15 protein-coding genes are annotated in these 21,311 nt (G+C 72.3%); 6 read left to right on the top strand and 9 right to left on the bottom strand.

Going from position 1 to position 21,311, the window contains the following annotated elements:
• The first annotated feature begins 464 nt into the window (after window positions 1-464).
• Both ACFYYR_RS20215 and ACFYYR_RS20210 read left to right on the top strand, forming a co-directional pair.
• Window positions 465-1,394: a phosphatidylinositol-specific phospholipase C/glycerophosphodiester phosphodiesterase family protein gene (locus ACFYYR_RS20215; protein WP_388854984.1), complete on the top strand. Its 930-nt coding sequence runs from the start codon at window positions 465-467 to the stop codon at window positions 1,392-1,394.
• A gap of 109 nt (window positions 1,395-1,503) precedes the next feature.
• Window positions 1,504-1,698: a hypothetical protein gene (locus ACFYYR_RS20210; protein WP_351509730.1), complete on the top strand. Its 195-nt coding sequence runs from the start codon at window positions 1,504-1,506 to the stop codon at window positions 1,696-1,698.
• 237 nt (window positions 1,699-1,935) lie between these two features.
• Here the strand turns inward: ACFYYR_RS20210 and ACFYYR_RS20205 are convergent, their stop codons facing one another.
• Both ACFYYR_RS20205 and ACFYYR_RS20200 read right to left on the bottom strand, forming a co-directional pair.
• Window positions 1,936-3,180, bottom strand: a complete 1,245-nt coding sequence (locus ACFYYR_RS20205) for a phosphodiester glycosidase family protein (RefSeq protein ID WP_388854981.1) — start codon at window positions 3,178-3,180, stop codon at window positions 1,936-1,938.
• A gap of 116 nt (window positions 3,181-3,296) precedes the next feature.
• Window positions 3,297-3,644, bottom strand: coding sequence for a DUF779 domain-containing protein (locus ACFYYR_RS20200; RefSeq protein WP_388854978.1), 348 nt, complete (start codon window positions 3,642-3,644; stop codon window positions 3,297-3,299).
• A gap of 565 nt (window positions 3,645-4,209) precedes the next feature.
• Here ACFYYR_RS20200 and ACFYYR_RS20195 point away from each other — a divergent pair.
• Entirely contained in the window at window positions 4,210-6,183 is a 1,974-nt protein-coding gene (locus tag ACFYYR_RS20195; protein WP_388854975.1) for a PE-PGRS family protein, read from the top strand.
• A 110-nt stretch (window positions 6,184-6,293) separates the two neighbouring features.
• On the opposite strand, the gene ACFYYR_RS20190 is transcribed toward ACFYYR_RS20195, so the two are convergent.
• The 3 genes from ACFYYR_RS20190 to ACFYYR_RS20180 all read right to left on the bottom strand — a co-directional run bounded on the left by ACFYYR_RS20190 (window position 6,294) and on the right by ACFYYR_RS20180 (window position 11,286).
• On the bottom strand, window positions 6,294-7,439 hold the full coding sequence (locus ACFYYR_RS20190; RefSeq protein WP_388854972.1) for a MalY/PatB family protein: 1,146 nt from the start codon (window positions 7,437-7,439) through the stop codon (window positions 6,294-6,296).
• A gap of 256 nt (window positions 7,440-7,695) precedes the next feature.
• Complete coding sequence (locus ACFYYR_RS20185) at window positions 7,696-10,956, bottom strand: type 2 lanthipeptide synthetase LanM family protein (RefSeq protein ID WP_388854969.1); 3,261 nt, start codon at window positions 10,954-10,956, stop codon at window positions 7,696-7,698.
• Between the two features lie 162 nt (window positions 10,957-11,118).
• The gene (locus tag ACFYYR_RS20180) at window positions 11,119-11,286 is read right to left on the bottom strand and encodes a mersacidin/lichenicidin family type 2 lantibiotic (protein ID WP_388854966.1); all 168 of its coding nucleotides are present in this window, start codon (window positions 11,284-11,286) and stop codon (window positions 11,119-11,121) included.
• A 433-nt stretch (window positions 11,287-11,719) separates the two neighbouring features.
• Here ACFYYR_RS20180 and ACFYYR_RS20175 point away from each other — a divergent pair, with 433 nt between their 5' ends.
• On the top strand, window positions 11,720-12,133 hold the full coding sequence (locus ACFYYR_RS20175) for a hypothetical protein (protein ID WP_388854963.1): 414 nt from the start codon (window positions 11,720-11,722) through the stop codon (window positions 12,131-12,133).
• Window positions 12,134-12,191: 58 nt separating this feature from the next.
• Here ACFYYR_RS20175 and ACFYYR_RS20170 read toward each other — a convergent pair whose 3' ends face one another.
• Window positions 12,192-13,079 (bottom strand): LysR family transcriptional regulator, encoded by an 888-nt coding sequence (locus tag ACFYYR_RS20170; RefSeq protein WP_388854960.1) that lies wholly within the window; start codon window positions 13,077-13,079, stop codon window positions 12,192-12,194.
• Window positions 13,080-13,244: 165 nt separating this feature from the next.
• On the opposite strand from ACFYYR_RS20170, the gene ACFYYR_RS20165 reads away from it, so the two are divergent.
• Entirely contained in the window at window positions 13,245-14,300 is a 1,056-nt protein-coding gene (locus tag ACFYYR_RS20165) for a YncE family protein (RefSeq protein WP_388854957.1), read from the top strand.
• Window positions 14,301-14,529: 229 nt separating this feature from the next.
• Here ACFYYR_RS20165 and ACFYYR_RS20160 read toward each other — a convergent pair whose 3' ends face one another.
• The 3 genes from ACFYYR_RS20160 to leuS form a co-directional block, all read right to left on the bottom strand.
• Window positions 14,530-15,483 carry an immunity 49 family protein gene (locus ACFYYR_RS20160; RefSeq protein ID WP_388854954.1) on the bottom strand — a complete coding sequence of 318 codons (954 nt, stop codon included), beginning with the start codon at window positions 15,481-15,483 and terminating at the stop codon, window positions 14,530-14,532.
• A gap of 214 nt (window positions 15,484-15,697) precedes the next feature.
• Complete coding sequence (locus ACFYYR_RS20155) at window positions 15,698-16,282, bottom strand: DUF4352 domain-containing protein (RefSeq protein ID WP_388854951.1); 585 nt, start codon at window positions 16,280-16,282, stop codon at window positions 15,698-15,700.
• 315 nt (window positions 16,283-16,597) lie between these two features.
• Window positions 16,598-19,093, bottom strand: a complete 2,496-nt coding sequence (gene leuS, locus ACFYYR_RS20150) for a leucine--tRNA ligase (protein ID WP_388854948.1) — start codon at window positions 19,091-19,093, stop codon at window positions 16,598-16,600.
• Window positions 19,094-20,214: 1,121 nt separating this feature from the next.
• Between leuS and ACFYYR_RS20145 the strand changes: the two genes are divergently transcribed.
• A complete protein-coding gene (locus ACFYYR_RS20145; protein ID WP_388854945.1) occupies window positions 20,215-21,285 on the top strand; it encodes an alkene reductase in 1,071 nt (356 codons plus the stop codon).
• The last annotated feature ends 26 nt before the right edge of the window (window positions 21,286-21,311 follow it).

The following is a 21,311-nucleotide window of genomic DNA, read 5'->3' as shown; positions in this document are numbered from 1 at the left end:
GCGCGGCTCGCCCGCCCGCCGCCGCCAACCCTCTGACGGAAGCACCGCTCTGGCGCGAGGGTGCTCGCTCGCACACTCCGGCGCAGCGGACCGAGGCGCGCGCCCCGGTCGCGGCTCCCCGCACCTCTCTGTGGTACGCGTCACCTGACATTCGCCACTCATCTGAACTCAATCCCTGAATCCGGCATAAGCGGCAACTGGCGGCAAGAGTGGATTTTCTGCTGGTGGGGCGGCTGTCCGAATTCGGAAACCGGGCCGCCGGATGCCACGGTGGGACGCCAGGTCCCCCGACGGTGTGCGTCGACGGCGTGCGTCGACGACAGAGCGCCGGTCCGGTGCGCATCAGCCGAACTCCGCGCCGGATCACAGTCGTTGGAGGGACTTCGGTCCGATAGTCGGGGGCGTCCCGCCGCGCTCCCCGTCGTCCCGTCCGTGCCGCGCCGTCGCTCCTCCGGAGGTGTTCCGTGTCCCGCCCCACGCGTCGTGCTGTCGTCGCGACACTGGGCGCAGCCGCTGCCGCTGCCGGTGGTCTCGCCGGCGCCGTACCGGCCCGGGCCACGGCCTCGGTCCCCCGGCAGGCCGGCGCTCCGGCCGCGGCCCGGCCCGTGGCCGCCGAGGACTCCGGATCCTCCCGCGTCCCGCTGCGCCGCGCCCACGCCCACAACGACTACGAGCACGAGCACCCGCTCGCCGACGCCCTGCGGCACCGCTTCACCAGTGTCGAGGCCGACGTCTGGCTCGTCGGCGGCGAGCTGCTCGTGGGGCACGAGCGGGACGACCTCCACCCCGACCGCACGCTGGAGTCGCTCTACCTCGAACCGCTCCTGCGGCGGGTCACCGCCCGGCACGGTTCCGTCTACGCCGGGCACACCGCGTCCCTGCAGCTCCTCGTCGACATCAAGAACTCCGGTGCGGCGGCCTACCGGGAACTCCACCGACAGCTGCGCCGCTACCGCTCGATCCTGAGCTCCGCCTCGGGCGGCAAGGCCCGCATCGGCGCGGTCACCCCGGTCGTCTCCGGCGACCGCGCGGTGCGCGCCCCCATGGAGGCCCAGCGCCACCGCTACGCCTTCTACGACGGCCGGCTCGACGACCTCGGTACGCGTGCCCCCGCCGCGTTCCTCTCCCTTATCAGCGCCGACTGGGCGTCCACGTTCGACTGGACGGGCGAGGGTGCGATACCCGCCGACGAGCGGGCGAAGCTCCGCGACATCGTGGACGAGGCCCATGCCCACGGCCGGCGTGTCCGCTTCTGGGGAACCCCCGACGCGCCGGGGCCCGAACGCGACGCCCTGTGGCACGAACTCGTCGCCGCCGGCGTCGACCACATCAACACCGATGACCTGGCAGGACTCGAGCGGTTCCTCAGCACCTTCGACTACGCCTGGGAGTGACGGGCAGTCATCACCCGTTCGGGGGCGCCCGAATGGCCGGGACGCGGCGGACGATAGGCCACACTTTGGGCCGATCGCGGCTCCGTACCCGCGGCCGAGGAGGTTCGCCATGGCCATTTCGATCTCAGTGGTCCTCTTGCTCCTGATCCTGATCGTGGTGTTTCTGCGCAGCGGATCACTGCGGTTCTCGCACGCCCTGGTCTGTGTGCTGCTGGGCTTCTACCTCGCCGGTTCCAGCGTCGCGCCGACCCTGTCGGACGGCCTCGCGGCGACGGCGGACGTCGTCAGCAGCGTCCGCCCCTGACCCGTCCCTCGGTCTTCCGGCCCCTGCCCCTGGTCCAGCCCTCTGAGCTTCGGCCCACCCCGTCCGCTCTCCCTGTCGACGGACGACGGACGACGGACGACCGGCGACGGACGAGGGCGACGGGCGACGGGCGACGGGCGACGGAAGGTCGACGACGGACGGCGGGTGCCCGTCGCCCGTCGGCAGCGAGAGCGCCGTCGTTCCCGCCCTGACCCGGTCCCGTGTCCCCGGGCCCGCTCATCCGCGGGCGAACACCCCGATGCCCTCCGGGATGAGCCGTTCCACCCCGCCGGACGGATGGTTCCGTACGGTCACCCCCGCCGCGCCCGGCTCCCGCAGAGCCAGGGTGGACGAGCCGCCGCCGTCCAGGTTGACGGCGTCCTCGGAGCCCAACGCCCGCATCAAGCGGGCGAGTTCGGCGACGGTCAGCCCCGGCCGGTGGTCCACCGCGCCGTCCAGTGCCAGCAGCTGGACCAGCCGCCCGGCGGCGTCGGCCCCGGCGGCCGACCGGATGGCGGCGGTCCGGTCGTCCAGACCGTCCAGGGGGACCCCGTTCCGCAGGACGGGGAAGCCGCCGACCGCGAACCGGTAGGGCACCGGCGCCCCGGTCGCCAGCCCGTACCGCACCCCGACCCGGTCCCCGATCCGCAGCGCGCGCAGGGCCTGCGCCCCGGCCTCCCGGCCGACCAGCACGACCGCGCCCCGTGCGACCGGTCCGCTGCCCGGCGTGCCCGCGGTACGCGCGACCCGCCCGCGCAGCAGCGTCACCTCGTGGGTGTCGGTGCTGCACGGCGCCGCCCGGTCGGTGTCGGTGCCGCAGACCGCCCGGACCCGGGAGACGCTGCCCCAGGCCGGGGTGAACGCCCCCACTCCGCCGACGGGCAGGGCGTACTGGTTGAGGCCCCGCAGCCGCAGCCGGCCCACCGGGGTGGTCACCGTGCCCCGCAGGGCCAGCCGGCCGAGCCGCACCCGCCGGTCGGCGCCCATGCCGAGGACGTCCTCGGCGGTCGTGCCGGGCGGCAGCGCGGGGCCGAAGCGCTGGCCGTCCGGCACGGCGGCCTTCCGGACGCGCCCCGCGGCCACCGCGGGGCCGACCGCGGCGAACGTCGGTTCCACCCCGGGGTGCTGGGTCTCGGAGATGTTGAAGAAGTCGCCGTTGACCGCTCCCACCGCGCCGCGTGTGTCGGCCAGCTGCGACAGGGGAGCGCGGGCCCCCACGGCACCGGGGTGCAGCAGATCCAGGGACACCCGACGGTCCCGCAGATCGACGGTGAGCAGATGGCCGCGCGCCGTGCCCTGGGAGCCCACGACGGAGAACTCCCGGTAGGTCACACCCGACGCCACCCGCTTCACCGGGCCGTACCGGGGCGCGGCGGAGGTCCCCGCAACGGCGGGCGAACCCGCCAGACCCGGGGCGACCAGTGCACCCCAGGCGATCAGTACCGTCAGTGCTGTGCGTAACCGGCTGCCGTGTCGCGTCACAGTGCCCCCTGAGGTCGCTTCAACTGTCCCACGAAGCAGGGGATATGACGCCTGTCGGACATCCGTCCGAAGAAGGACGGCCGGGAATCGGCGACCGGGTTCCGCGGAGGCGTCGGTCAGGGGGTCGGTTCCTGGACCAGCCGGGACCGGATCAGGAAGCGCACACCCTCCGGCGCTTCGAGGGAGAAGCCGCTGCCACGCCCCGGCACCACGTCGACGATGAGCCGGGTGTGGCTCCAGCGCTCGTACTGGCTGGACGACATCCAGAACGGCACCGGCTCGGCCATCCCGTCGACCGCCAGCTCGGCGAGCAGCACATCGGAGGCGCCCGTGCGGAACTCGCCGGCCGGATAGCACATGGGAGCACTGCCGTCGCAGCAGCCACCGGACTGGTGGAACATCAGCGGGCCGTGCGTCGCCCGCAACTGCCGCAACAGGACGGCGGCGGCAGGAGTGAGCTCCACGGCCGGGGCTCCGTGGGCGTTGGCCGACGGTGGGATTCCGGGAGGCGCGGCCACCAGTGGGGCGGTCTCCCGCATGGGGGCTTCCGGAACGGCGGCATCCGGAACGGCGATCTCCGGAACGGCGGTTTCGGGCGGCGCGCATGCCGATGGGGTGGCTACGGGTGACGTGGTTACCGGTGACGTGGTTACCGGTGGGGCGGACTCCCGTACGGCGGGTGCTGCCGCAGGGGAGGCGGGCGGCTGGTGGGGTGCTGGGGAGGATGGTTCCCGGCTCTCCGCCGATTCGCTCATCGTCACTCCTCCGACCTGCTGGGATGCCTGTCGACTCGGTCCCGTGACCGTTGCGGGGCGGGCCCGCCCGGCGGTCTCCGTACGGCCCGGGCACCGTCCGCCGGGAGCCTAGCCCACGGACTCGGACAACTCAGAGAACCACAGGACGCGTTGCGGACACGTTGCGCTCCGGCCCGCTCGGTGGGGGCCGAGGGCTGGTTGCGCAGCGGCCCGGCCCCACCGGTCCGCCCACCCCTGCCCTGGTGGCACACCCGTTCGGGCAGGATGGATCTCCATGACGGGTGGCAACGGGGAACACATGGACGTGCTGGCGCGTGCCGGGCTCGAGAGGGTCGAGGACCAGCGCATCACCGGGGACGTGGTGGCGCCCCACGCCGCCTGGCGCCCCGTCGTCGCGTGGGACGCCGAACCGACGGTCGCCGTGCCGGGGGACCGGCAGGACGTAGTCGCCCAGGTCAATGCCCAGTGGTACCGGCTCGCCGTCGATCACGGAGTCCTGGGTGACGACGGCGAGTTCCTCATCGAAGTCGCCAACCACGGGACGGGGGGCGCGCCCAGGCGCTGGACGCGGGTGCGCCTCAACGCCGAGTGGGACCTCGCCGGCGTGCTGGGCGACCGCCCCGGCCGCCCCGAATTCGTCACGCTCTCGACGGATGGCGACGCGCTGCTGGGAGCGACGACAGAGGAGTGCGACGTCTGGCTCATCGCCCAGGACCGCGTCGGGGAGCGGAGGGAGGCTGCCGCCGCTGCGGCAGCCCGGGAGAGCGCCGAGGAGCGAGAGGCCGCCTGGGAACGGCGGTTCCACATGCTGCGTCCCACGGCAGGACTGCGCGGGATGTGGGCGAACGGGTTGGCGCGGCGCGGCACGGCCGTGCCCGACGACATCCGGCACCGACTGCTGGGCCGGACGCACCACCTGCTCTGGCACGAGCTGCCGGAGCACACCGTTGACGCGGCCGTCGCCCACCCGGAGTGGAGGGTGCGGGGGCTGCTGGCGGAGGCCCAGCCGAACCTCACGGCCGGACAGTGGACCCGACTGATCCTCGGTACGGAAGACGAGCGGCAGCGCTGGATCCTCACCGGCGTCGCGGCGGACCGGCGCGCGGAGCTTCTGACGACCGCCTACGAACAGCTCGGGGCGGATGCCTCCGCCAGGGTCCGGGAGGAGGCCGCGCGCCTTCCCGAGCTCCCCGCCGGAGTGGTCGCCGCCCTGTCCCACGACAGCGAAGCCCAGGTCAGGGCGACGCTGTGCCGGTCCGCCTGGTCATCACTGGACGCTGCGGCGCGCCGTCGGCTGCGGGCCGACGCCGATCGCGCAGTCCGCAGCGCGGCACTGCTCCAGCACCACCGGGAACACCCCCTGTCCCAGGAGGATTTCTCCTCCGGCGACCTGCCGGACAACGCGTTGGCGACCTGCCGGCTGACCGACGGCCTCGCCCGCCACGTGGCCCGCGACGGGGCCCCCGCCCGGCGCAGCTCCCTTGCCAAGAACCCGCACCTGTCCCCGGACCTCGTCCGGGAGCTCGCCCGAGACCCCGACGACAGCGTTCGCTGGGTGGTGTCCGTCCGCCCCGACCTCACCGAGGAAGAGCGGGCGCAGGTCCCCGTCGAGACGGGCCCGGGGCTCACTCATGCACTCGACTGGGTCGTCGCGCTGCACGACGACCCGGACGCCCTGCGGCGCCTGGCCGAGTCCTCCCACCCGCTGGTCCGCAGAAGCGTCGCCCGCGCCCGGCGCCTCCCACCCGACGTCGTCGCACGTCTGGCCCGGGACGAGGACCCGGTCGTGCACCTCTTCCTCGCCGAGTCCTGTGACGACGCGCCCGCGGAGCTGCTGATGAGGGTGTGGCAGTGGTGGACCGGGAGTTTCAGCTACCCCGACCGTCCCCACAGCCATCCGAACTTCCCGCGCACCGGCCTCCTCCGCTACGCCGACTCTCCCAGCCCGCGCATGCGCCGACTGGCACTGGACGATCCGGAGTCGACCGTCGAGCTGGTGGAACGCTTCAGCCGGGATCCCGAGGAGGAAGTCCGGCTGCGGGCCGCGACCGACCCCCGGCTGACCGCGGCCTCGGCGGTCCGGTTGCTCGACGACGTGGAGGAGACCGTCCGGCGAGCCGCCCTCACCCACCCTCGGCTGCCTGCGGGGGTACTGGTCAGCATGTTGTTCGGTGGGGACACCGCCGAGGACGCGGCGCGCAACCCGGCTCTCCCCATCGATGTCATGCGCTGGATGACCGAATCCTGATGCGCTCGGACCGGATCGGGGCCGGCACGCGCTGCCGCGGCACCGGTCCTCCGCGGGCAGCGCCGACCCGTCGGCAGCCGGCCCGCCCGCGCCCCACGTCAGCCATCGCGTCAGCCCACCGCGTAGGCCATCCGGCGCAGGATCTCCCGCAGATTGGCCGCCGACGTGCCGAAGTTGAGGCGTACGAAGCCCTCGCCGGCCGGCCCGAAGGCGGAGCCGTCGTTGAGCAGTACCCGGGCTTCCTCGAGGAAGAAGGAGCCCGGGTCGCGGTCCAGACCGAGAGGCCGGCAGTCCAGCCAGGCGAGGAAGGTGGCGTCCGGGGCGCGGAACTCCACGCCGGGCGGAAGCTCCTTGCGGAGGATCTCGATGTTCTCGGCCAGGGTTCGTCGGAGCCCGTCGAGCCAGGCGTCGCCCTCCTGCCATGCGGCCAGCGTGGCCGCCACACCGAAGGTGTTCGGCTCGCCGTACAGACGCGACGGGCGGGACAGCGCCTCCCGTATCCGGTGCGGGCCGAGGTGCGCCACCGCGCACCGCACGCCCGGCACGTTGAACGCCTTGGTGGCCGAGGTCAGCGTCACGGTGCGGGAGGCGGCTTCCGGACCGATCGAGCCGAAGGGGATGTGCCGGTGCGGGGCGTGCACCAGATCCGCGTGGATCTCGTCGGCGACGACCAGCAGATCGTGCCGTTCGGCCAGCTCCGCCAGCACCGTCAGCTCCTCGCGGCGCAGCGCCCGCCCGGTCGGGTTGTGCGGGTTGACCAGGATGAGGACCGGGCACGAACTCCGCGCCAGCTCGGCGTCGAGCCGTTCCGGATCGAAGGTCCAGCTGTCGGCGTCCGCGGTGTACGGAACGGGCAGGACGCGACGGCCCATCTCGGCGAGGGTCTGCAGGAAGGGCGGATACGTCGGCGTGTGCACCGCCACGCTGTCACCGGGCTCGGTGGCCACCGACAGCACCGCCTGTACCGCCTGGTTGATGTCGGTGAACTCCTTGACGTGAGCGGGATCGACCGCGAAGCCGTGGCGTCCGAGCATCCGCTCGGCGAAGGCGGTGCGGAGCGGCATGCCGTCCGGGCCGCTGTCCCAGGCCGGATAGCCGAGGTCCTCGTCCACACACCGCAGCAGCGCCTCCCGGACCGGCGGGGCCGGCGGGAAGTCCATCTCCGCGATCCAGGCCGGCAGCACGCCCGCCGCTGCCCGGCGCCACTTGACTCCGGGACGCTGGGACAGGGCTCGGATGTCGACATCATCGAACATGGAGGGCCTCTCGTACGGCGGGCGGCGGGCAGCGGGTCGTAGTCGTCGAACACATGGAGGGCGGGGCGGAAGTCATCCTGCCCCGGCTCCCTCGACGTGACCATGCCCAGGGCCCTGGTACCTCCGGCACGGCTGGGCCCTCTGGTTCCGGATCCCGCCGCTGTCCGAGTGACACCCCTGGACGCCGGCACCCCGAACCCGGCGCCGAGCCCTGGTCACCGGTCCGGTGCCCTCCCGGAAGGGATACCGGCGGCTCTCATCCGGGCTGCGGCGGGTGCACCAGAAGCACGGAGGGGACCGACTCCGGGCGGGCGAAGCGCAGCAGTTGATAGCCGACTCCGGACAGTCCGGTGAGCAGGCTGGGTGTCTCGGCGCGGGTCGGCGAGCCGCAGATCCACCCCGACGCCGCCGCCGCGTCCAGCTTCCCGGCGACGGCCCGCAGCACGGCATCCGGCGCGCACAGGCCGTGTTCCCCGGCGAGCAACAGCAGTTCCAGGTTGCCCAGGTCGCCGTGGCACATGCTGTCGCTGCCGCGGTCCAGCAGCCGGTGCGCGTCCGCGCCGCCGTCCGACGGTCCCAGGGCCGCGACGGCGTCGGCGAGCAACTGTTTCCGCAGCGCCGCGAATCCGGGCCGGTCCAGCAGGTCGAGCCGGGCCATGCCGATTCCGGCGGCGCCGTGGCACCACAGGGAGCGGAAGCGGGACGGGACGTCGGACCGGAAGTCGGGCCAGTTCCCCGACGCGGCGTCCTGGACGGCGGTCTCGTAGGCGAGCGCGCCGACTGCCGCCGCGGCGCAGCCCCGCTCCGGCAGCAGCGGGTGCAACCGGCCCAGCGCGGTGGCAATCCCGGAAGCGCCATGGGCGAAACCGGTCAGCGGGCGCTCGCTCTCGATCCGCGGATGGTTCCAGGTGTACGCGTCCCCGTCCTGGGCGGCACCGGCCAGCAGATGGTCGGCGACCCGGGCGGCCAGCTTCCGTACCGCGCCGTCGTCGGACGCCGGGCCGAGGGCCGCCAGCACCAGTGCGCATCCGGCCGATCCGCCCACCACGTCGAACTCCTCCGACGCGTCGAGCGAGCGCCCGACAGCGGCGAGAACCGGGTCCAGCAGGGCCGCGGTGCGCGGGGTGCCGCCGAGCATCCGGTCCAGGTGGGACAGGAAGTACAACGGGCCCAGGTACGCGCCGAACGCGCCGGTGTCCAGGTCGGAACGCCCGGCGAGGGCGGGGTCGGCCAGCGTCCGGCGGATCACCTCATCCGCGACCCGCACCGCCGTGTCGGTGAAGCGCTGCTGCCCGCTGCACCGGCCGAGCCGGGCCAGGAACAGGCCGATTCCGGAGAGCCCCGCGTACAGATCGGTGTTGAGGGCCCCCAGGTCCCAGGCGGTCGGCGCCACCGCACGCGGAGCGATCCAGCCGATGCGGTCGCCGTCGGCGACCGCCAGTCGGCACACCTGGTCCCCCAGGGTGACCGCGGCCTCGACCAGCTCGTCCGGCTCGGCCACCCGGCCGCCCCGGCCCGTCGACCTGCGGCCGGGGGAGAGCCGGGGCGCTTCCAGCGTGCTGATGTCCGCACCGGAGACGAAGGATCCGGTGATGACCCGTTCCTGAAGGGCGAGGTCGGCCGGCCCCATGGTCTCGATCCGGCGCCGTACGTCGGCGAGCGGCGGTTCCGGCAGGACGTCCGCAAGCTTCTCACCGCTGTCCAGGATCAGGGCACGGGAACCGGGCAGCACCTGGAACAGGGGGATGTCGCCCCGCAGGACGGCGTCCATCTCGGAGCGGATCACCGTCGCACGGCCGGGGACGCCCTCCCAGCCGGAGCACAGCCGCGCCGTGCCGAGCTCCCGGTCCAACGCGTCCCGCAGGAAGTCGGGATGGAAGCTCTCGCTCATCAGCTTCGCGTAGACGAAGCTGGCGCGGGGGACACAGCGCACCGGGACGTCCGCGAAGCGTGCGACCGGGCCGTCCGCCGCCAGCAGCTCCTCCCGGTGGTCGCACACCCAGCCGTAGCCGTGCCGGAACCCCTCCAGCAGCGGGGCGACATGGTCGGCGGGGTCGGCGAACGAGCCGTCCAGGAGGCGTGGCCGGTTGTCGGCACCGGGCATCGCCACATGCTCGTGCACCAGCCGGATCTCGTCGGTGCCCCCGCCCTTCTCCACCGGTACGGGTACGGCCGACGGCTGTCCCGCCGCTCCGCTCATGCCGCTGACGTCCGCGGCCCGCAGCGTCTTCGCCGCCGGATCCAGGACGATGCGGGCGGGCAGCAGCGAGGTGGCCCGCACCGAGGTGCGCAGCGCCTCCTCGGCGGGATCTGCCGCGATGAGTCCGGTGCCCCACGACGCGGCGTCCGCACCGGTGGGCTGACACAGTGCCTCCAGATCGACGAGCACGGGGTCGGCACCGGCCGCGATGAGGTTCTCGTAGTGGAAGTCACCGCCCTTGAGGGCGTGCAACAGGGCCAGTGTCGCCCCCATCCGCCGATAGAAACCGGCCACGTCCTCCTCGGACGAGCACGCGGCGGGCCGTACCCACTCGGCCCACCCGTGGTCCGTCCGGTCCAGCACCCGCGGAGTGCGCAGGGGGTACCGGGTCTCCTGGTTGAAGCGGGACAGCAGCTCCCCGAAGCGGACGTCCGCGGCCAGCGACCGGGGCTTGTACATCACCGCCGCTCCACCACGGAACACCACGCGGCACACGGTGCGCCCGCCACGATGGGTGTCCCCCCGGCCGAAGGCGACCTCCTCGACTCCCGTGAGGCGGACCCCGGCCGGCAGGACCCGGGAGAGTTCGGGAAGGTCCTCGTGCAGATGCCGGGCGAAGCGCTCGCGGTCCTCGGCCCAGCGGTCCAACAGGTCCACCACATGCCGGGCCAGCACGGGGTATTCGGCCCAGAACCGGTCCTGGACGGCCCGTTCGCCGAGCCCGTGTACGAAGGCGTCGAACCGTTCGCGTGCGTCGTCGCCGGTCAGCCGCCCCTCCACGCGGGCCGCGTTGACCTCCAGCACCAGGGCGGGAGTCAGGGCGACACCCAGCCGGTCGAGGGGGAGACTCCCGCACAACACCTCGTGCAGACCGCTCAATTCGGGTGGCTCGGCTCCCCGTTGCCGCAGGGAACGGCGCAACCGGTCGCGAGCCTGCCGTACGAGCGGTTCCGCCACGCGCAGAAAGCCGGCGAGCGGCGGTGTGCCGGTGGTGTCCGGAGTGCCCTGCGTCCTGGCGGAGACCAGCCGCCCGACCCAGTCCGGCCGGATGCCCGTCCGGTCGGCCACGGCCCGGGGCGACTCGCCCAGCAGGCGGTGGAGCGTCTCCACATCCACACCGACCGGCCGCAGCCGTTCCGCGAATCGCTCCGGAGTGCCCCGGAAGGCGGCGAGGCGGCCCCACTGGGCGAGTCTGGCGTCGGCGGCAGCGGTCTCCGCAGGAGCCCCGGGCGCACCGCCCGTCAGCCGCTCCGCGATGGTGCACGCCGCGGGCCAAGAGGCCGTGACGGACGCCTGATCGGCCTCGAATTCGGCCATGACGAGCCATCCCTTCCGCTGCCGGCAGGCGCTTCACCGGACGTCTTGCGTGCTTACCCGGAACCGACGTGCGGGGGCCGGCGACCGGCCCCCGCACCAGTGCCGCGGTCCGGTGCGTCTACCCCGCAGGGAGGTCGCGTCCGGGACGGCGGGCGGCCGGAATCAGGCGCAGCACTGAAAGAACGGCTGCGTGGAGAGAGTCTTTGCCGCTTCCAGAGCGCCCTGGTCGGGCAGGTCCGCCGTGAGGTCGATGGTGCCCGCCGGGTGAACGGGGGCCACCTCGAGGGTCTCGCGGTACGCCGTGTCCTTCCAGGCCATCACCGTGTTCATGGAAGATCTCCCTTCAGTGGAACCGGAACGAAATGGTGTGGGAACACCTGTACGGACCCTAGGCTCCGCCCCGCAGCAGCAACAGCGCCGATGGAGGCCTCGTGTCAGCCGCTTGGCTGGAATGCAGCGGTCATCCGGTCAACCGGAATGCGTCCGGCCCGCTCTCTCAGGGGCGAGCTGCTCGGACGCTCCGTGGGCCCGTCCCCAGGGGATTCGCCGGGCACGGAGGTGGACCGAGTCGTTCCGCAGCACGGGATCTTGGCGTGATCTGGATGCCCCCTGAACCGGGCGTCCCTGCGCACGGAGCCCTTCCGGTGCGGCCCGTGTCAGCCCTTGCCGGAGTGCGGCCCTCAGTGGCCGGCGCATGGCGTGGCCGGCCGGTGGAAGAGACAGAGGACGGGCGGGCACACCTTGTTCGACCGATCATGGCGTCATGACTGATCGCCACCTGCCCCGTGAACTGAAGGTCGTCGACACCGCCTCCCTGCTGGCCCTGGAGGAGGAGGCGCAGGCCCTCGGGCTGAGTCAGGGGCTGAAGCCCGAGTGGGTTGCGGCCCATGCCGCGCCTGCGGGCCTGCACTGCCTGTGTCCGGCGATCTGGCACAGCCTGCGGCACCGGCCCGAGCTCCCGCGGCACCTGCGCTGTGAGCTGCTGATCGAACTGCGCTCGGGGGAGCGGGTGATGAGCCTGCTGGACGTCCTGCCGGACACCTTTGCGCCGCTGCCTCGCGCCCGGTCGCGCGACGAGGCCGAGCGCTTCGTACGGCTGTGGGAGAGCGCGTCATCGGTCCGGGATTGGGAGGAGCGCCGGGCGGACGGACCGGCGCGGCGTCACCCCTCCGCCTGAGCCCGCCCGACGCCGCAGGCCGGGAGCCCGCGTGTCGGGGCGGCCTCCCTCCCGCCCCTCAGGGCGCCGTGACCGCGGCCGCCACGTGGTCACGGAACCAGCGGTGCCCCGGGTCGGACGCGTTGCGGGGGTGCCAGGCCATGCCGAGTTCGAGGGGGGCCAGGTCGAGGGGGATGGGGAAGGTGCGCAGTCCCAGGGCGGAGACGGTGTCCGGGAGCCAGCCGGCCAGGGTGAGCGCCACGAGGTCGGTGTCCCGGGCGAGCATCATCGCGCTCGTATGGCTGGGGACGACGACCGGCAGCCGGCGCCGCAGCCCGAGTTCCGCGAGTGCGCTGTCGATGGGACCGAGGCGTTTGCCGAGCCGGGAGATGCCGATGTGGTCGGCCGCCGCGAAACGGCGGGCGTCGATCCGCCCGCGGAAGAGAGGGTGACCACTGCGGGCCACGCCCACCAGTGACATCTCGACCAGTGCCCGGGTCCGGATCTCCGGGTCGAGGCGGCCGAGAACGCCCAGTTCGACGTCGATCCACCCCTGCCGCAGCGCGGGACCGCCCTCCAGCGCTTCCGGCAGGAAGACCACGTCCACGTGTGGCGCCTCCTCGTGGATTCGCTCGGTCAACGTCCCGGCCAGCCCCGCCAGGAGCAGGTCGTTGGCCTGCACCGTGAACGTGCGCCGGAGGTGCACGGCGTCGAAACCGGCCCCGGGCCGCAACACGTTGTCGCAGCCGCGCAGCAACGCGCCCACCTCCTCGCGGAGTTCCAGGGCACGGGGGGTCGGGACCATTCCCTGCCCCGCCCGGACCAGCAGCGGGTCGCCGACGGCGCGACGGAGCCGGGCCAGCGTACGGCTGACGGCCGCCGGGGACGTGCCGAGCCGCTCCGCGGCGCGGGTGACGCTGTTCTCCTGGAGCAGGGCGTCCAGGGCCCGCAGCAGGTTGAGATCCATGGACACTCCTGAACTGCAGTTTTCCACCTGAGTCAATGATGAGTTGCCCATCTTTGCATTGCTGCGCAATCCGCTCGGAACGAGAGTGGACACGTCCGCGACGACGCGCGACAACACCCGCGACAAGACCCGTGACAAAACCACTGTGTGTTCAAGGAGTTCACTGTGCAGCAATCCCCCCGTGCCGGCCGAGAGGGCGATGTCCTGGCCGTGGTCAGCCAGAGCGGGCCGACGGTCGCGTTCTTCGACGCCGCCTCCGACCGGCACCTCGGCTCGGTGGACGTCCCGGCCGAGCCGCACGAGTTGTGCTTCGACCCGACGCAGCGCCTGCTGTGGTGCACGACGGCGTACCAGTCGGGCTACTACCACGCGAACAGCGGCCGACGGACCGAGCTGACCGCCATCGACCCCGACACGCGCCGCATCGTCGAGGTCGTCGACCTCGCCCCGGAACACGGGCCGCACGGCCTGGCGCTGGACACGGCGCGCCGCCGTCTCTACGTCAGCGTGGAGGGCTCGACGGACCGGTCCGGCGGCGTCGTGGTGCTCGACACGGAGACGCGCCGGCCCCTGGGCAGGATCGACACGGACGCGCCCGGCCCGCACTGGTTCGCCATCGATCCGGCGGGCAGGACGGGTTTCGCCACCAACAAGGAGGCGCCGTTCGTGTCCGTCGTCGACCTCGAACGGGGAACCCTGACCGCGAAGGTCGAGGTGCCGGGCAGTGAAGGACTCGCCGTCTCCGCCGACGGCACGCACGTCTTCGTCGCCGCGCCCTATGCCGGTTCGTTCTCCGCCACCACCGGCGAGGGGCCGGCCACGGGAATCCGGGTCGTCGATGCCCGGACGGCCTCCGTCGTCGGCACCCTGCCCACGGAGGGCATCGTCATGCCGGTGCACCTGACCTCCACGGGGAAGGTGCTCGCGGGCGAGGTGCGTATGGCGTCGGGCCCGGCGACCTCGCTCGGGCACCACGCGCCGGGACGCCTCACGGTGTTCTCCGCCGACACCCGCGAACGGCTGGGCTCGCTCGAGGTGGGGCACCTCCCGCTGACCATCACGTCGTCGCCCGACGGCCGGCTCGCCTACGTGTCCTGCGTTGTCTCGTCCACCGTCGACATCGTCGACCTGGACTCCCTGCAGGGGCTGGCGCGCCTGGACATCGCCCGGCTCGGTGAGCCCGGCGCCCACGGCCTCGCCTACATCCCCCGCCCGGCATGACGTCGTGACGACGCCGGGGCCGTGCCGTCAGCAGCTGATCCGGCGGCACGGGCCCCGGTGGCCGAGCGGCGGACCGGCCGTTCGGCTACCGGGGAGGGCGCCGGATCGGTACCGCGCCGGTGGACGCTGCCCTTTCGGGTGGACGCTCCTGCCCGGGCGGGCACCTGCCCGTCCGGGGACGGCGCTCGGCCGCCGCCCCGGACGGCCTTGAAGTGGCCGCGGTCAGCCGCTACTTGGCCCCCCACAGGCCCAGCTGATTCGTGTCGCCGTCCGCCGCCCGCTCCAGCGCATCCGTTGAACCGAGCAGGTCGTGCGGCAGATAGCCGGAGCGGACCCCCAGCTCCCACCCGTGGACCTGGACCGCGAGGGCGGCCAGGGCCAGGGCACCGACCGGCAGCAGGGTCCTGGGGTCGGGATCGGCTCCCAGGCTCTCCCCGTGCTGGACGAGCCGGGACACGAGTGCCTGCTCAAAGGCGTGCTGGTCGTCGTCGAGGAGTTCACGCAGCAGCCGCTGGTCCGCTGTCAGCGGGCCCGCTGCGTCCAATGCCCGGACGGCCGCAGCGCGTTCGTCGGCGTCCGGCATGCGCAGGGGCACGGTGGGCCAGTCGCGGGGCAGGTGCCCGGCCGCCTCGGTGAGGTACCCGCACAGAGCGTCCATCGCCGCGAGGTCCGCCGGCGAGGACACCGAGGTCAGCTTCGAGTACGGCACCCCTTCGTGGACCGCCGGCGCGTAGTCGCCCCGCAGCAGCAGGCCGATCACCCGCTGCCAGTCCCACACCAGGCCGCTGACCAGGCACAGCTCGAACGCGTCGAGCCAGGTCCTGGCCGTGGGGGCCTGCTCGACGACGTGACCGAAGGCGATGTCTTCGCTGCTGAGGGTCTCGCCGATGAGCGGGAGGGCGATCTCCTGATCGCCGTCGGGGAAGCAGCCGACGCTCAGCACCCCGAGGGAACACTCCGCCGCCGTCCGCAACGCCGAGCGTGACGCCGCGTCGAGTGCGGAATGCGCGGCGGAGCCGGCGGCGACGTGGTCGAGGAGCTCGTCACGCATCTCCTCCAGCTTCCCGAGCGACAGGGTGTCGTAGCGCATCCTGTGCCACCGCCCCCATGCCCGTCCGCTGATGTCGTCGAGCGCGCGGGCCATGCGCTCCCCACTGACCTCATGGCACGTCACTTCCTGCATAACTGCTGTCCCCTCGTGATCATTCAGCGCGGAAGCGGCACGCTATCAGCGGACTCGGACACCGCCCGGGGCCATGCCGGGGGAGCCGATCGCCTCAGGGGGAGTCGCATGGGGGAGTCGCATGGGAGCCGCCGGGACCGGGGACACGTCCGGCGTCGACTCGGGCCGGCGCAGCGTGAAACGGGCCCGGGTTCGGCTGGGCGACCGAGTCGGGCTACCGCGCGGCACTGCTCCTCAGGGCCACGGTGGAAGGCTCCCGGCCCGAGTCGGAGAATTCCCAAGCAGCGATCTTTGCGCTCTTCGGAACGCGGTAGGCGAGCACCATCGCCTTCTTGGCGCCCGGCCGCAGACGCTCGCCGCACTGCGGGTTCCCCGGAATCTCGTCCAAGTCGTCGATGACGTCGTAACGTCGGCCCCGGTCGTCGACCAGGCTGTCGGCGATGTGCGGCGGGCACGTCAGCCCGAGGGCGGCCTTCGTGCCGTTGCGGACGACGATCTCCACACCCACGTACCGGGCTCCGGCACCCGGGCTCTTCGTGCCTCCGACGACAGCGATCGCGTCGGCCTCGTACACACCGCGGACCTTGACGATCAGGTTGCCATTGCGCGCGTTCTCGCCGACCTGGTACCCGGCAGCCGAACCGGGAGAGGGGTTCGCGCCCGCTCCGCCGGCGGTGCCGGTGCCCTCAGGAGCGGCCCTGGTGTCGGGTGCAGCGGTTCGGGACAGGCCGGTGCAGGCGGTGAGCAGGAAGGCGGCGGCGACGAGACCTGCGGTCGCGGTGGTCGTGCGGGTGTTCATGGGTCCCCCGGGGTGCTGTTGGTCGCATCCCTCCTGCCGTACATGTGGTGGGGCCGCTCGGCTTCCCATGACAGTCGGTGCTGCGGGCTCAAACTAGAACAACAGCACCCGCAGAGGACACAACTTTCTCGTCACACACGGCAGGAAGGAAACCGGCCAGGAGCGCAGTCGCCCAGCTCCGGGCGGTGTGTCGGGAGCCGCGACGGGTCGTCGGCGACGTCGTGACCGAGCCACTTCCGAGCCGGCCTCCAGTAGGACGGACCGGCACTCCCGCAGGGCCCGCCCCGATCGGCCCCTGCGGGAGTGCGGCACCCGTCAGCCCTTGCGCGGTACGACGTTGACCAGGCCGGGCGGGCGGACGATCACCCGGCCCACCTCCGTGCCGCCCAGGGCCTCCGTCACCTTCTGCGAGGCCAGGGCCAGCGAGCGCAGCGCATCCTCGCCGATGGTGGGAGCGACCTCCAGGCGGTCGCGGACCTTGCCCGCCACCTGCACCACGCAGGTCACCGTCTCGTCCACGACCAGCGCCGGGTCGGCCTCCGGCCAGCCGTACTCGATCACCGAGGCCTCGCGGCCCAGGCGCTCCCAGGCCTCCTCGGCGGTGAACGGTGCGAAGCAGGACAGCATGCGGGCGAGGGCCTCGGCGCCCTCGCGCACGGCGGGGTCGCCCGCGCCGGGGCCGGAGTCGATCGCCTTGCGCAACGTGCTCGTCAGCTCCATCAGGCGGGCAATGGCCACGTTGAAGCGGTTGCGCTCCATCAGTCGCGTGGTCGCGTCCACCAGCTGGTGCACCCGAAAGCGGACCTCCGGATCGCCCGGCCCGGCCGTCTGCCGGTCCGCGGGCACGATGTCGCCGCAGAGCCGCCACACCCGGGCCAGCCACTTCACCGAGCCGGTCGGGGAGACGTCCGCCCAGTCGATGTCGTCCTCGGGCGGGCCGGCGAACAGCATGGTGACCCGCACGGCGTCCGGCCCGTAGCGGGCGATCTGGTCCTGGAGATCGACCAGGTTGCCCAGGCTCTTGCTCATCGCCTTGCCGTCCATGATCACTTGACCCTGGTTGGTCAGCCGGGTGAACGGTTCGACGAAGGGCACCAGGTCCAGGTCGTGGAGGACCTTGGTGATGAACCGGGCGTACATCAGGTGCCCGGTGGCGTGCTCCCTGCCGCCGACATACTCGTCGACCGGCAGCCACCGCCGTACACCCTCCGGGTCGAACGGCCCGTCGGTGTACTCCGGGTTCGGGTAGCGCAGGAAGTACCAGGAGGAGTCGACGAACGTGTCCATGGTGTCGGTGTCCCGCTCCGCGTCCCCGCCGCAGGCCGGACACGGCACGCGCTTCCACTCGGTGGCGCTGCCCAGCGGCGACACCCCGCTGTCCGGGCGGAGCTCGTACCCGGTCTCCGGCAGCCGCACGGGCAACTGATCGTCGGGTACCGGTACTTCACCGCAGGCGGAGCAGTGGACGACCGGGATCGGCGTGCCCCAGTAGCGCTGCCGGGACAGCAGCCAGTCGCGCAGCCGGTAGTTCACCGCCCTCTCGCCCGCACCGCGCTCGGCCAGCTCTGCGGTGACGGCGGCGATGGCGTCCTGCTTGCCCAGGCCGTCGAAGGCGCCGGAATGGACCAGCGTGCCGTCCCCCGTGGTGGCGACTCCGGTCTCGACGGGGTGCGGCTCGCCGGTGTCCACGACCACGGTCACCGGGAGGCCCGTCACCGTGGCGAAATCCAGGTCCCGCTGGTCGTGCGCCGGCACCGCCATGACCGCGCCGGTGCCGTAGCCGGACAGCACATAGTCGGTGGCGTAGACCGGGATCTTCTCGCCGTTGAGGGGATTCACCGCCCAGCGGTTCAGCGCGACGCCGGTTTTGGGGCGGTCCGCGGCCAGCCGCTCGACCTCGCTCCGCGTGCGGACCTCCCGCAGGTACGCGTCGAACTCGGCCCGCTGCTCGGGCGCGCACACCTCTGCCGCGAGCGGGGAGTCCGCGGCCACCACGAAGAACGTCGCGCCGTACAGGGTGTCCGGCCGGGTGGTGAACACCCGCACCGGTTCCTCGCGGCCCTCGACCGCGAAGTCCACGTACGCACCCTCGGAGCGGCCGATCCAGTGGCGCTGCATGGCCAGGATCTCCTCGGGCCACGCGCCCTCGAGCTCGGCCATGTCGTCCAGCAGCCGCTGCGCGTACTGCGTGGTGCGGAAGAACCACTGGGTCAGCTCACGGGGGACGACATCGGCTCCGCACCGCTCGCACTTCCCCTGGAGCACCTGCTCGTTGGCGAGCACGGTCCTGTCGACCGGGCACCAGTTGACGCCCGCGGACTTGCGGTAGGCAAGCCCCTTCTCGAAGAGGCGCAGGAACAGCCACTGGTTCCAGCGGTAGTACTCGGGGTCCGACGTGTGCAGCCGAGTGCGCCAGTCGAAGGAGACCCCCAGCCGACGGAACGATTCCGCCTGCACATCGATATTGCCGTAGGTCCAGTCCCGTGGGTCCAGATCGCGCTTGAGAGCGGCGTTCTCCGCCGGGAGGCCGAAGGAATCCCAGCCGACCGGGTTCAGCACGTTCTCACCGCGCAGCCGGGCGAACCGAGCGGCGGCATCACTGATCGAGTACGCCTCGGCGTGCCCCATGTGCAGATCACCGGAGGGATACGGGTACATGCTGACCCTTAAGGAGCGCCGCGGCCCGCCGTCCTCCTCGGCGGTGAGGCCCCGCGCCTCGAACACCCGCCGCTCCTCCCACACCCGGATCCACTTTTCGATCACGGAGTGCGGGTCGTACCCGTCCTGGCTGAAGGTCTCTTGCGCAGGCATTTCCACCTCGTCGGGGAATAGCGGATGAGCAGGGATCTGGCACGTGGGCGCGACGCGGAATGCGAGCCGGACCGAGCCCGACAACGCGGGAAATGACGCCATCGCGTACCAACCACTGGCATCCCTGGCGATTTCCGTCGACCCTATCGCCTCGAAGTGCCTGATACAGAAATTTTATTGACGGTTCATTACGCATCAGAGGCCCGATGCGCGCGATGTCTCGGGCCCGATAGCCGACTGTGGTCGTTCAGTGGGCAACCACCGAAGGGCGTCCATATTCTCGACGTACGGCATGGTGCAGGACACCGGCAGAGCCCGGACATCGTTGCGGCCATTGAACGCCGACCGGCGATGCGGGCGACCAGAGCGCCCTCCCGCTCGTGCGGCCGTGCGAACGGGACGCACGGCCCGGCTGCCGGGCGTCGTGCGGCCCGGGCCACGGAACAGGTACGGATCAGGTGCGGAACAGGTAGTGATCCGCGTAGTTCTCCCCTGCCCATGACCGCGCCGTGCCGAGAGAGTGATGGGGCTGCCGCTTCCGTCCCGAGTGGGCGACTGCAGGGAGCGGAACGGAGGGGCCGTCGCGTGGACGGCTCAGGTGAGGTGGCAGGCAGCGTCAACGCCTGGGGATGTACGGGGAATTGGTTGTGTCATGCCGGAGCGGTGCAAGCGTCCGTATCCCGCAGTGCCGGGCCGTGCGTTGCGGGTGACGTCATGTCCGTCGATCGGTTGGCCCCGGGTCGCCGGCGGGGCGGTCACGCTCCTTGTCTGCGCACGGGGAGTCGTCGGCCGTAGCCGTAGCCGTAGCCGGGGCGGTGGCCTCCTGTCCCTCTCCCGTGGAACCCCATCCTGCCCCCGGTGTGGGCTGCATCATCCTTCCTCATTTTCCTGCCTGAACAACCTAAGCCTACTTCGTGGCGACGCTTCCCCATGGAGTCTGCCAGGCCCCCGCTGGTTGCGGGCAAACAGGCGGATATGGCGTGCTTCACAGGGGGCCTCGGGAATGACTGCAGGGGATCCGCTGGTTCGGACAGGTGATTTACTTGTTCGGACAGGCATCGGCCGCTGAGGGCGGCGGAGCGCCTGAGCCGCAGAGCGTCACCTATCCCGAGGAAGAGACCATGACCACTGCTTTCGATCCGATCGTCCTGGGCGGCAAGCGCCTGACCAGCCGCGTCGTCATGGCGCCGATGACCCGCAGCCGTGCGTACGGGCCCGGCGCCGAGCCCACGGAGCTGATGGCGACGTACTACGCGCAGCGCGCCGGCGCAGGGCTGCTCGTCACGGAGGGCATCCAGCCCTCGCCGGTCGGCCAGGGCTACCCCGACACCCCCGGCCTGCACACGCCCGGGCAGGTCCAGGCGTGGCGGACGGTGACCGAGGCCGTGCACCGCGAAGGCGGCGTGATCTTCGCCCAGCTGATGCACACCGGCCGGATCGGCCACCCCGACCTGCTGCCCGAGGGCCTGGCGCCGGTCGCACCGTCGGCGGTGGCGGCCAAGGGCCAGGTGTACACCCATCAGGGTCCGAAGGAGTTCGTGACGCCGAAGGAGCTGACCGAGGCGGAGATCCGGCAGACCGTCGCCGACTTCGCCGACGCGGCCCGCAACGCGATCGAGGCCGGCTTCGACGGCGTGGAACTCCACGGCGCCAACGGCTACCTGATCCACCAGTTCCTGGCGCCCAACACCAACCTGCGCACCGACGCCTGGGGCGCCGGCACCGAGGGCCGAATCCGGTTCGCGGTGGAGGTCGTCAGTGCCGTGGCCGAGGCGATCGGCGGCCACCGAGTGGGCCTGCGGATCTCGCCCGGGAACGTCTACAACGACATCGCCGAGGACGACCCGACCGAGGTCTACGCGGCGCTGCTGGACCGCCTCGCCGCCCTGGACCTGGCCTATCTGCACCTGATGGAGGGCCCGGACCGCTCCCTGACCGCGCGGCTGCGCAAGGCCTGGCCCGGCACGTTCGTCCTCAACCCGTTCACCTACCCGGATGTCACCGGTCCGGACGCGCTGAAGCTGGTCGAGGACGGCAGCGCGGACATGGTGGCCTACGGGGCGCTGTTCCTGGCCAACCCCGACCTCCCGGCCCGCCTGGCCGCCGGCGGTCCGTTCAACACCCCGGACAAGGCCACCTTCTACGGCGGCGACCACCGCGGCTACACCGACTACCCCACCCTGACCGCCTGACCGGGACCCTGACCGGGTTCCCCACC

This window comes from Streptomyces sp. NPDC001922 (assembly GCF_042891165.1).
GTDB lineage: Bacteria > Actinomycetota > Actinomycetes > Streptomycetales > Streptomycetaceae > Streptomyces.
Note: the sequence above shows the minus strand (reverse complement) of the source record. Positions and strands in the feature narration are given on the sequence as shown.

What these genes read in the sequence shown, in the direction of transcription:
- ACFYYR_RS20210 (WP_351509730.1), top strand. Translation starts at nt 1,504, where the DNA reads ATGGCCATTTCGATCTCAGTGGTCCTCTTGCTCCTGATCCTGATCGTG.
- ACFYYR_RS20195 (WP_388854975.1), top strand. Translation starts at nt 4,210, where the DNA reads ATGACGGGTGGCAACGGGGAACACATGGACGTGCTGGCGCGTGCCGGG.
- ACFYYR_RS20190 (WP_388854972.1), bottom strand. Translation starts at nt 7,439, where the DNA reads ATGTTCGATGATGTCGACATCCGAGCCCTGTCCCAGCGTCCCGGAGTC.
- ACFYYR_RS20185 (WP_388854969.1), bottom strand. Translation starts at nt 10,956, where the DNA reads ATGGCCGAATTCGAGGCCGATCAGGCGTCCGTCACGGCCTCTTGGCCC.
- ACFYYR_RS20180 (WP_388854966.1), bottom strand. Translation starts at nt 11,286, where the DNA reads ATGAACACGGTGATGGCCTGGAAGGACACGGCGTACCGCGAGACCCTC.
- ACFYYR_RS20175 (WP_388854963.1), top strand. Translation starts at nt 11,720, where the DNA reads ATGACTGATCGCCACCTGCCCCGTGAACTGAAGGTCGTCGACACCGCC.
- ACFYYR_RS20170 (WP_388854960.1), bottom strand. Translation starts at nt 13,079, where the DNA reads ATGGATCTCAACCTGCTGCGGGCCCTGGACGCCCTGCTCCAGGAGAAC.
- ACFYYR_RS20160 (WP_388854954.1), bottom strand. Translation starts at nt 15,483, where the DNA reads ATGCAGGAAGTGACGTGCCATGAGGTCAGTGGGGAGCGCATGGCCCGC.
- ACFYYR_RS20155 (WP_388854951.1), bottom strand. Translation starts at nt 16,282, where the DNA reads ATGAACACCCGCACGACCACCGCGACCGCAGGTCTCGTCGCCGCCGCC.
- leuS (WP_388854948.1), bottom strand. Translation starts at nt 19,093, where the DNA reads ATGCCTGCGCAAGAGACCTTCAGCCAGGACGGGTACGACCCGCACTCC.
- ACFYYR_RS20145 (WP_388854945.1), top strand. Translation starts at nt 20,215, where the DNA reads ATGACCACTGCTTTCGATCCGATCGTCCTGGGCGGCAAGCGCCTGACC.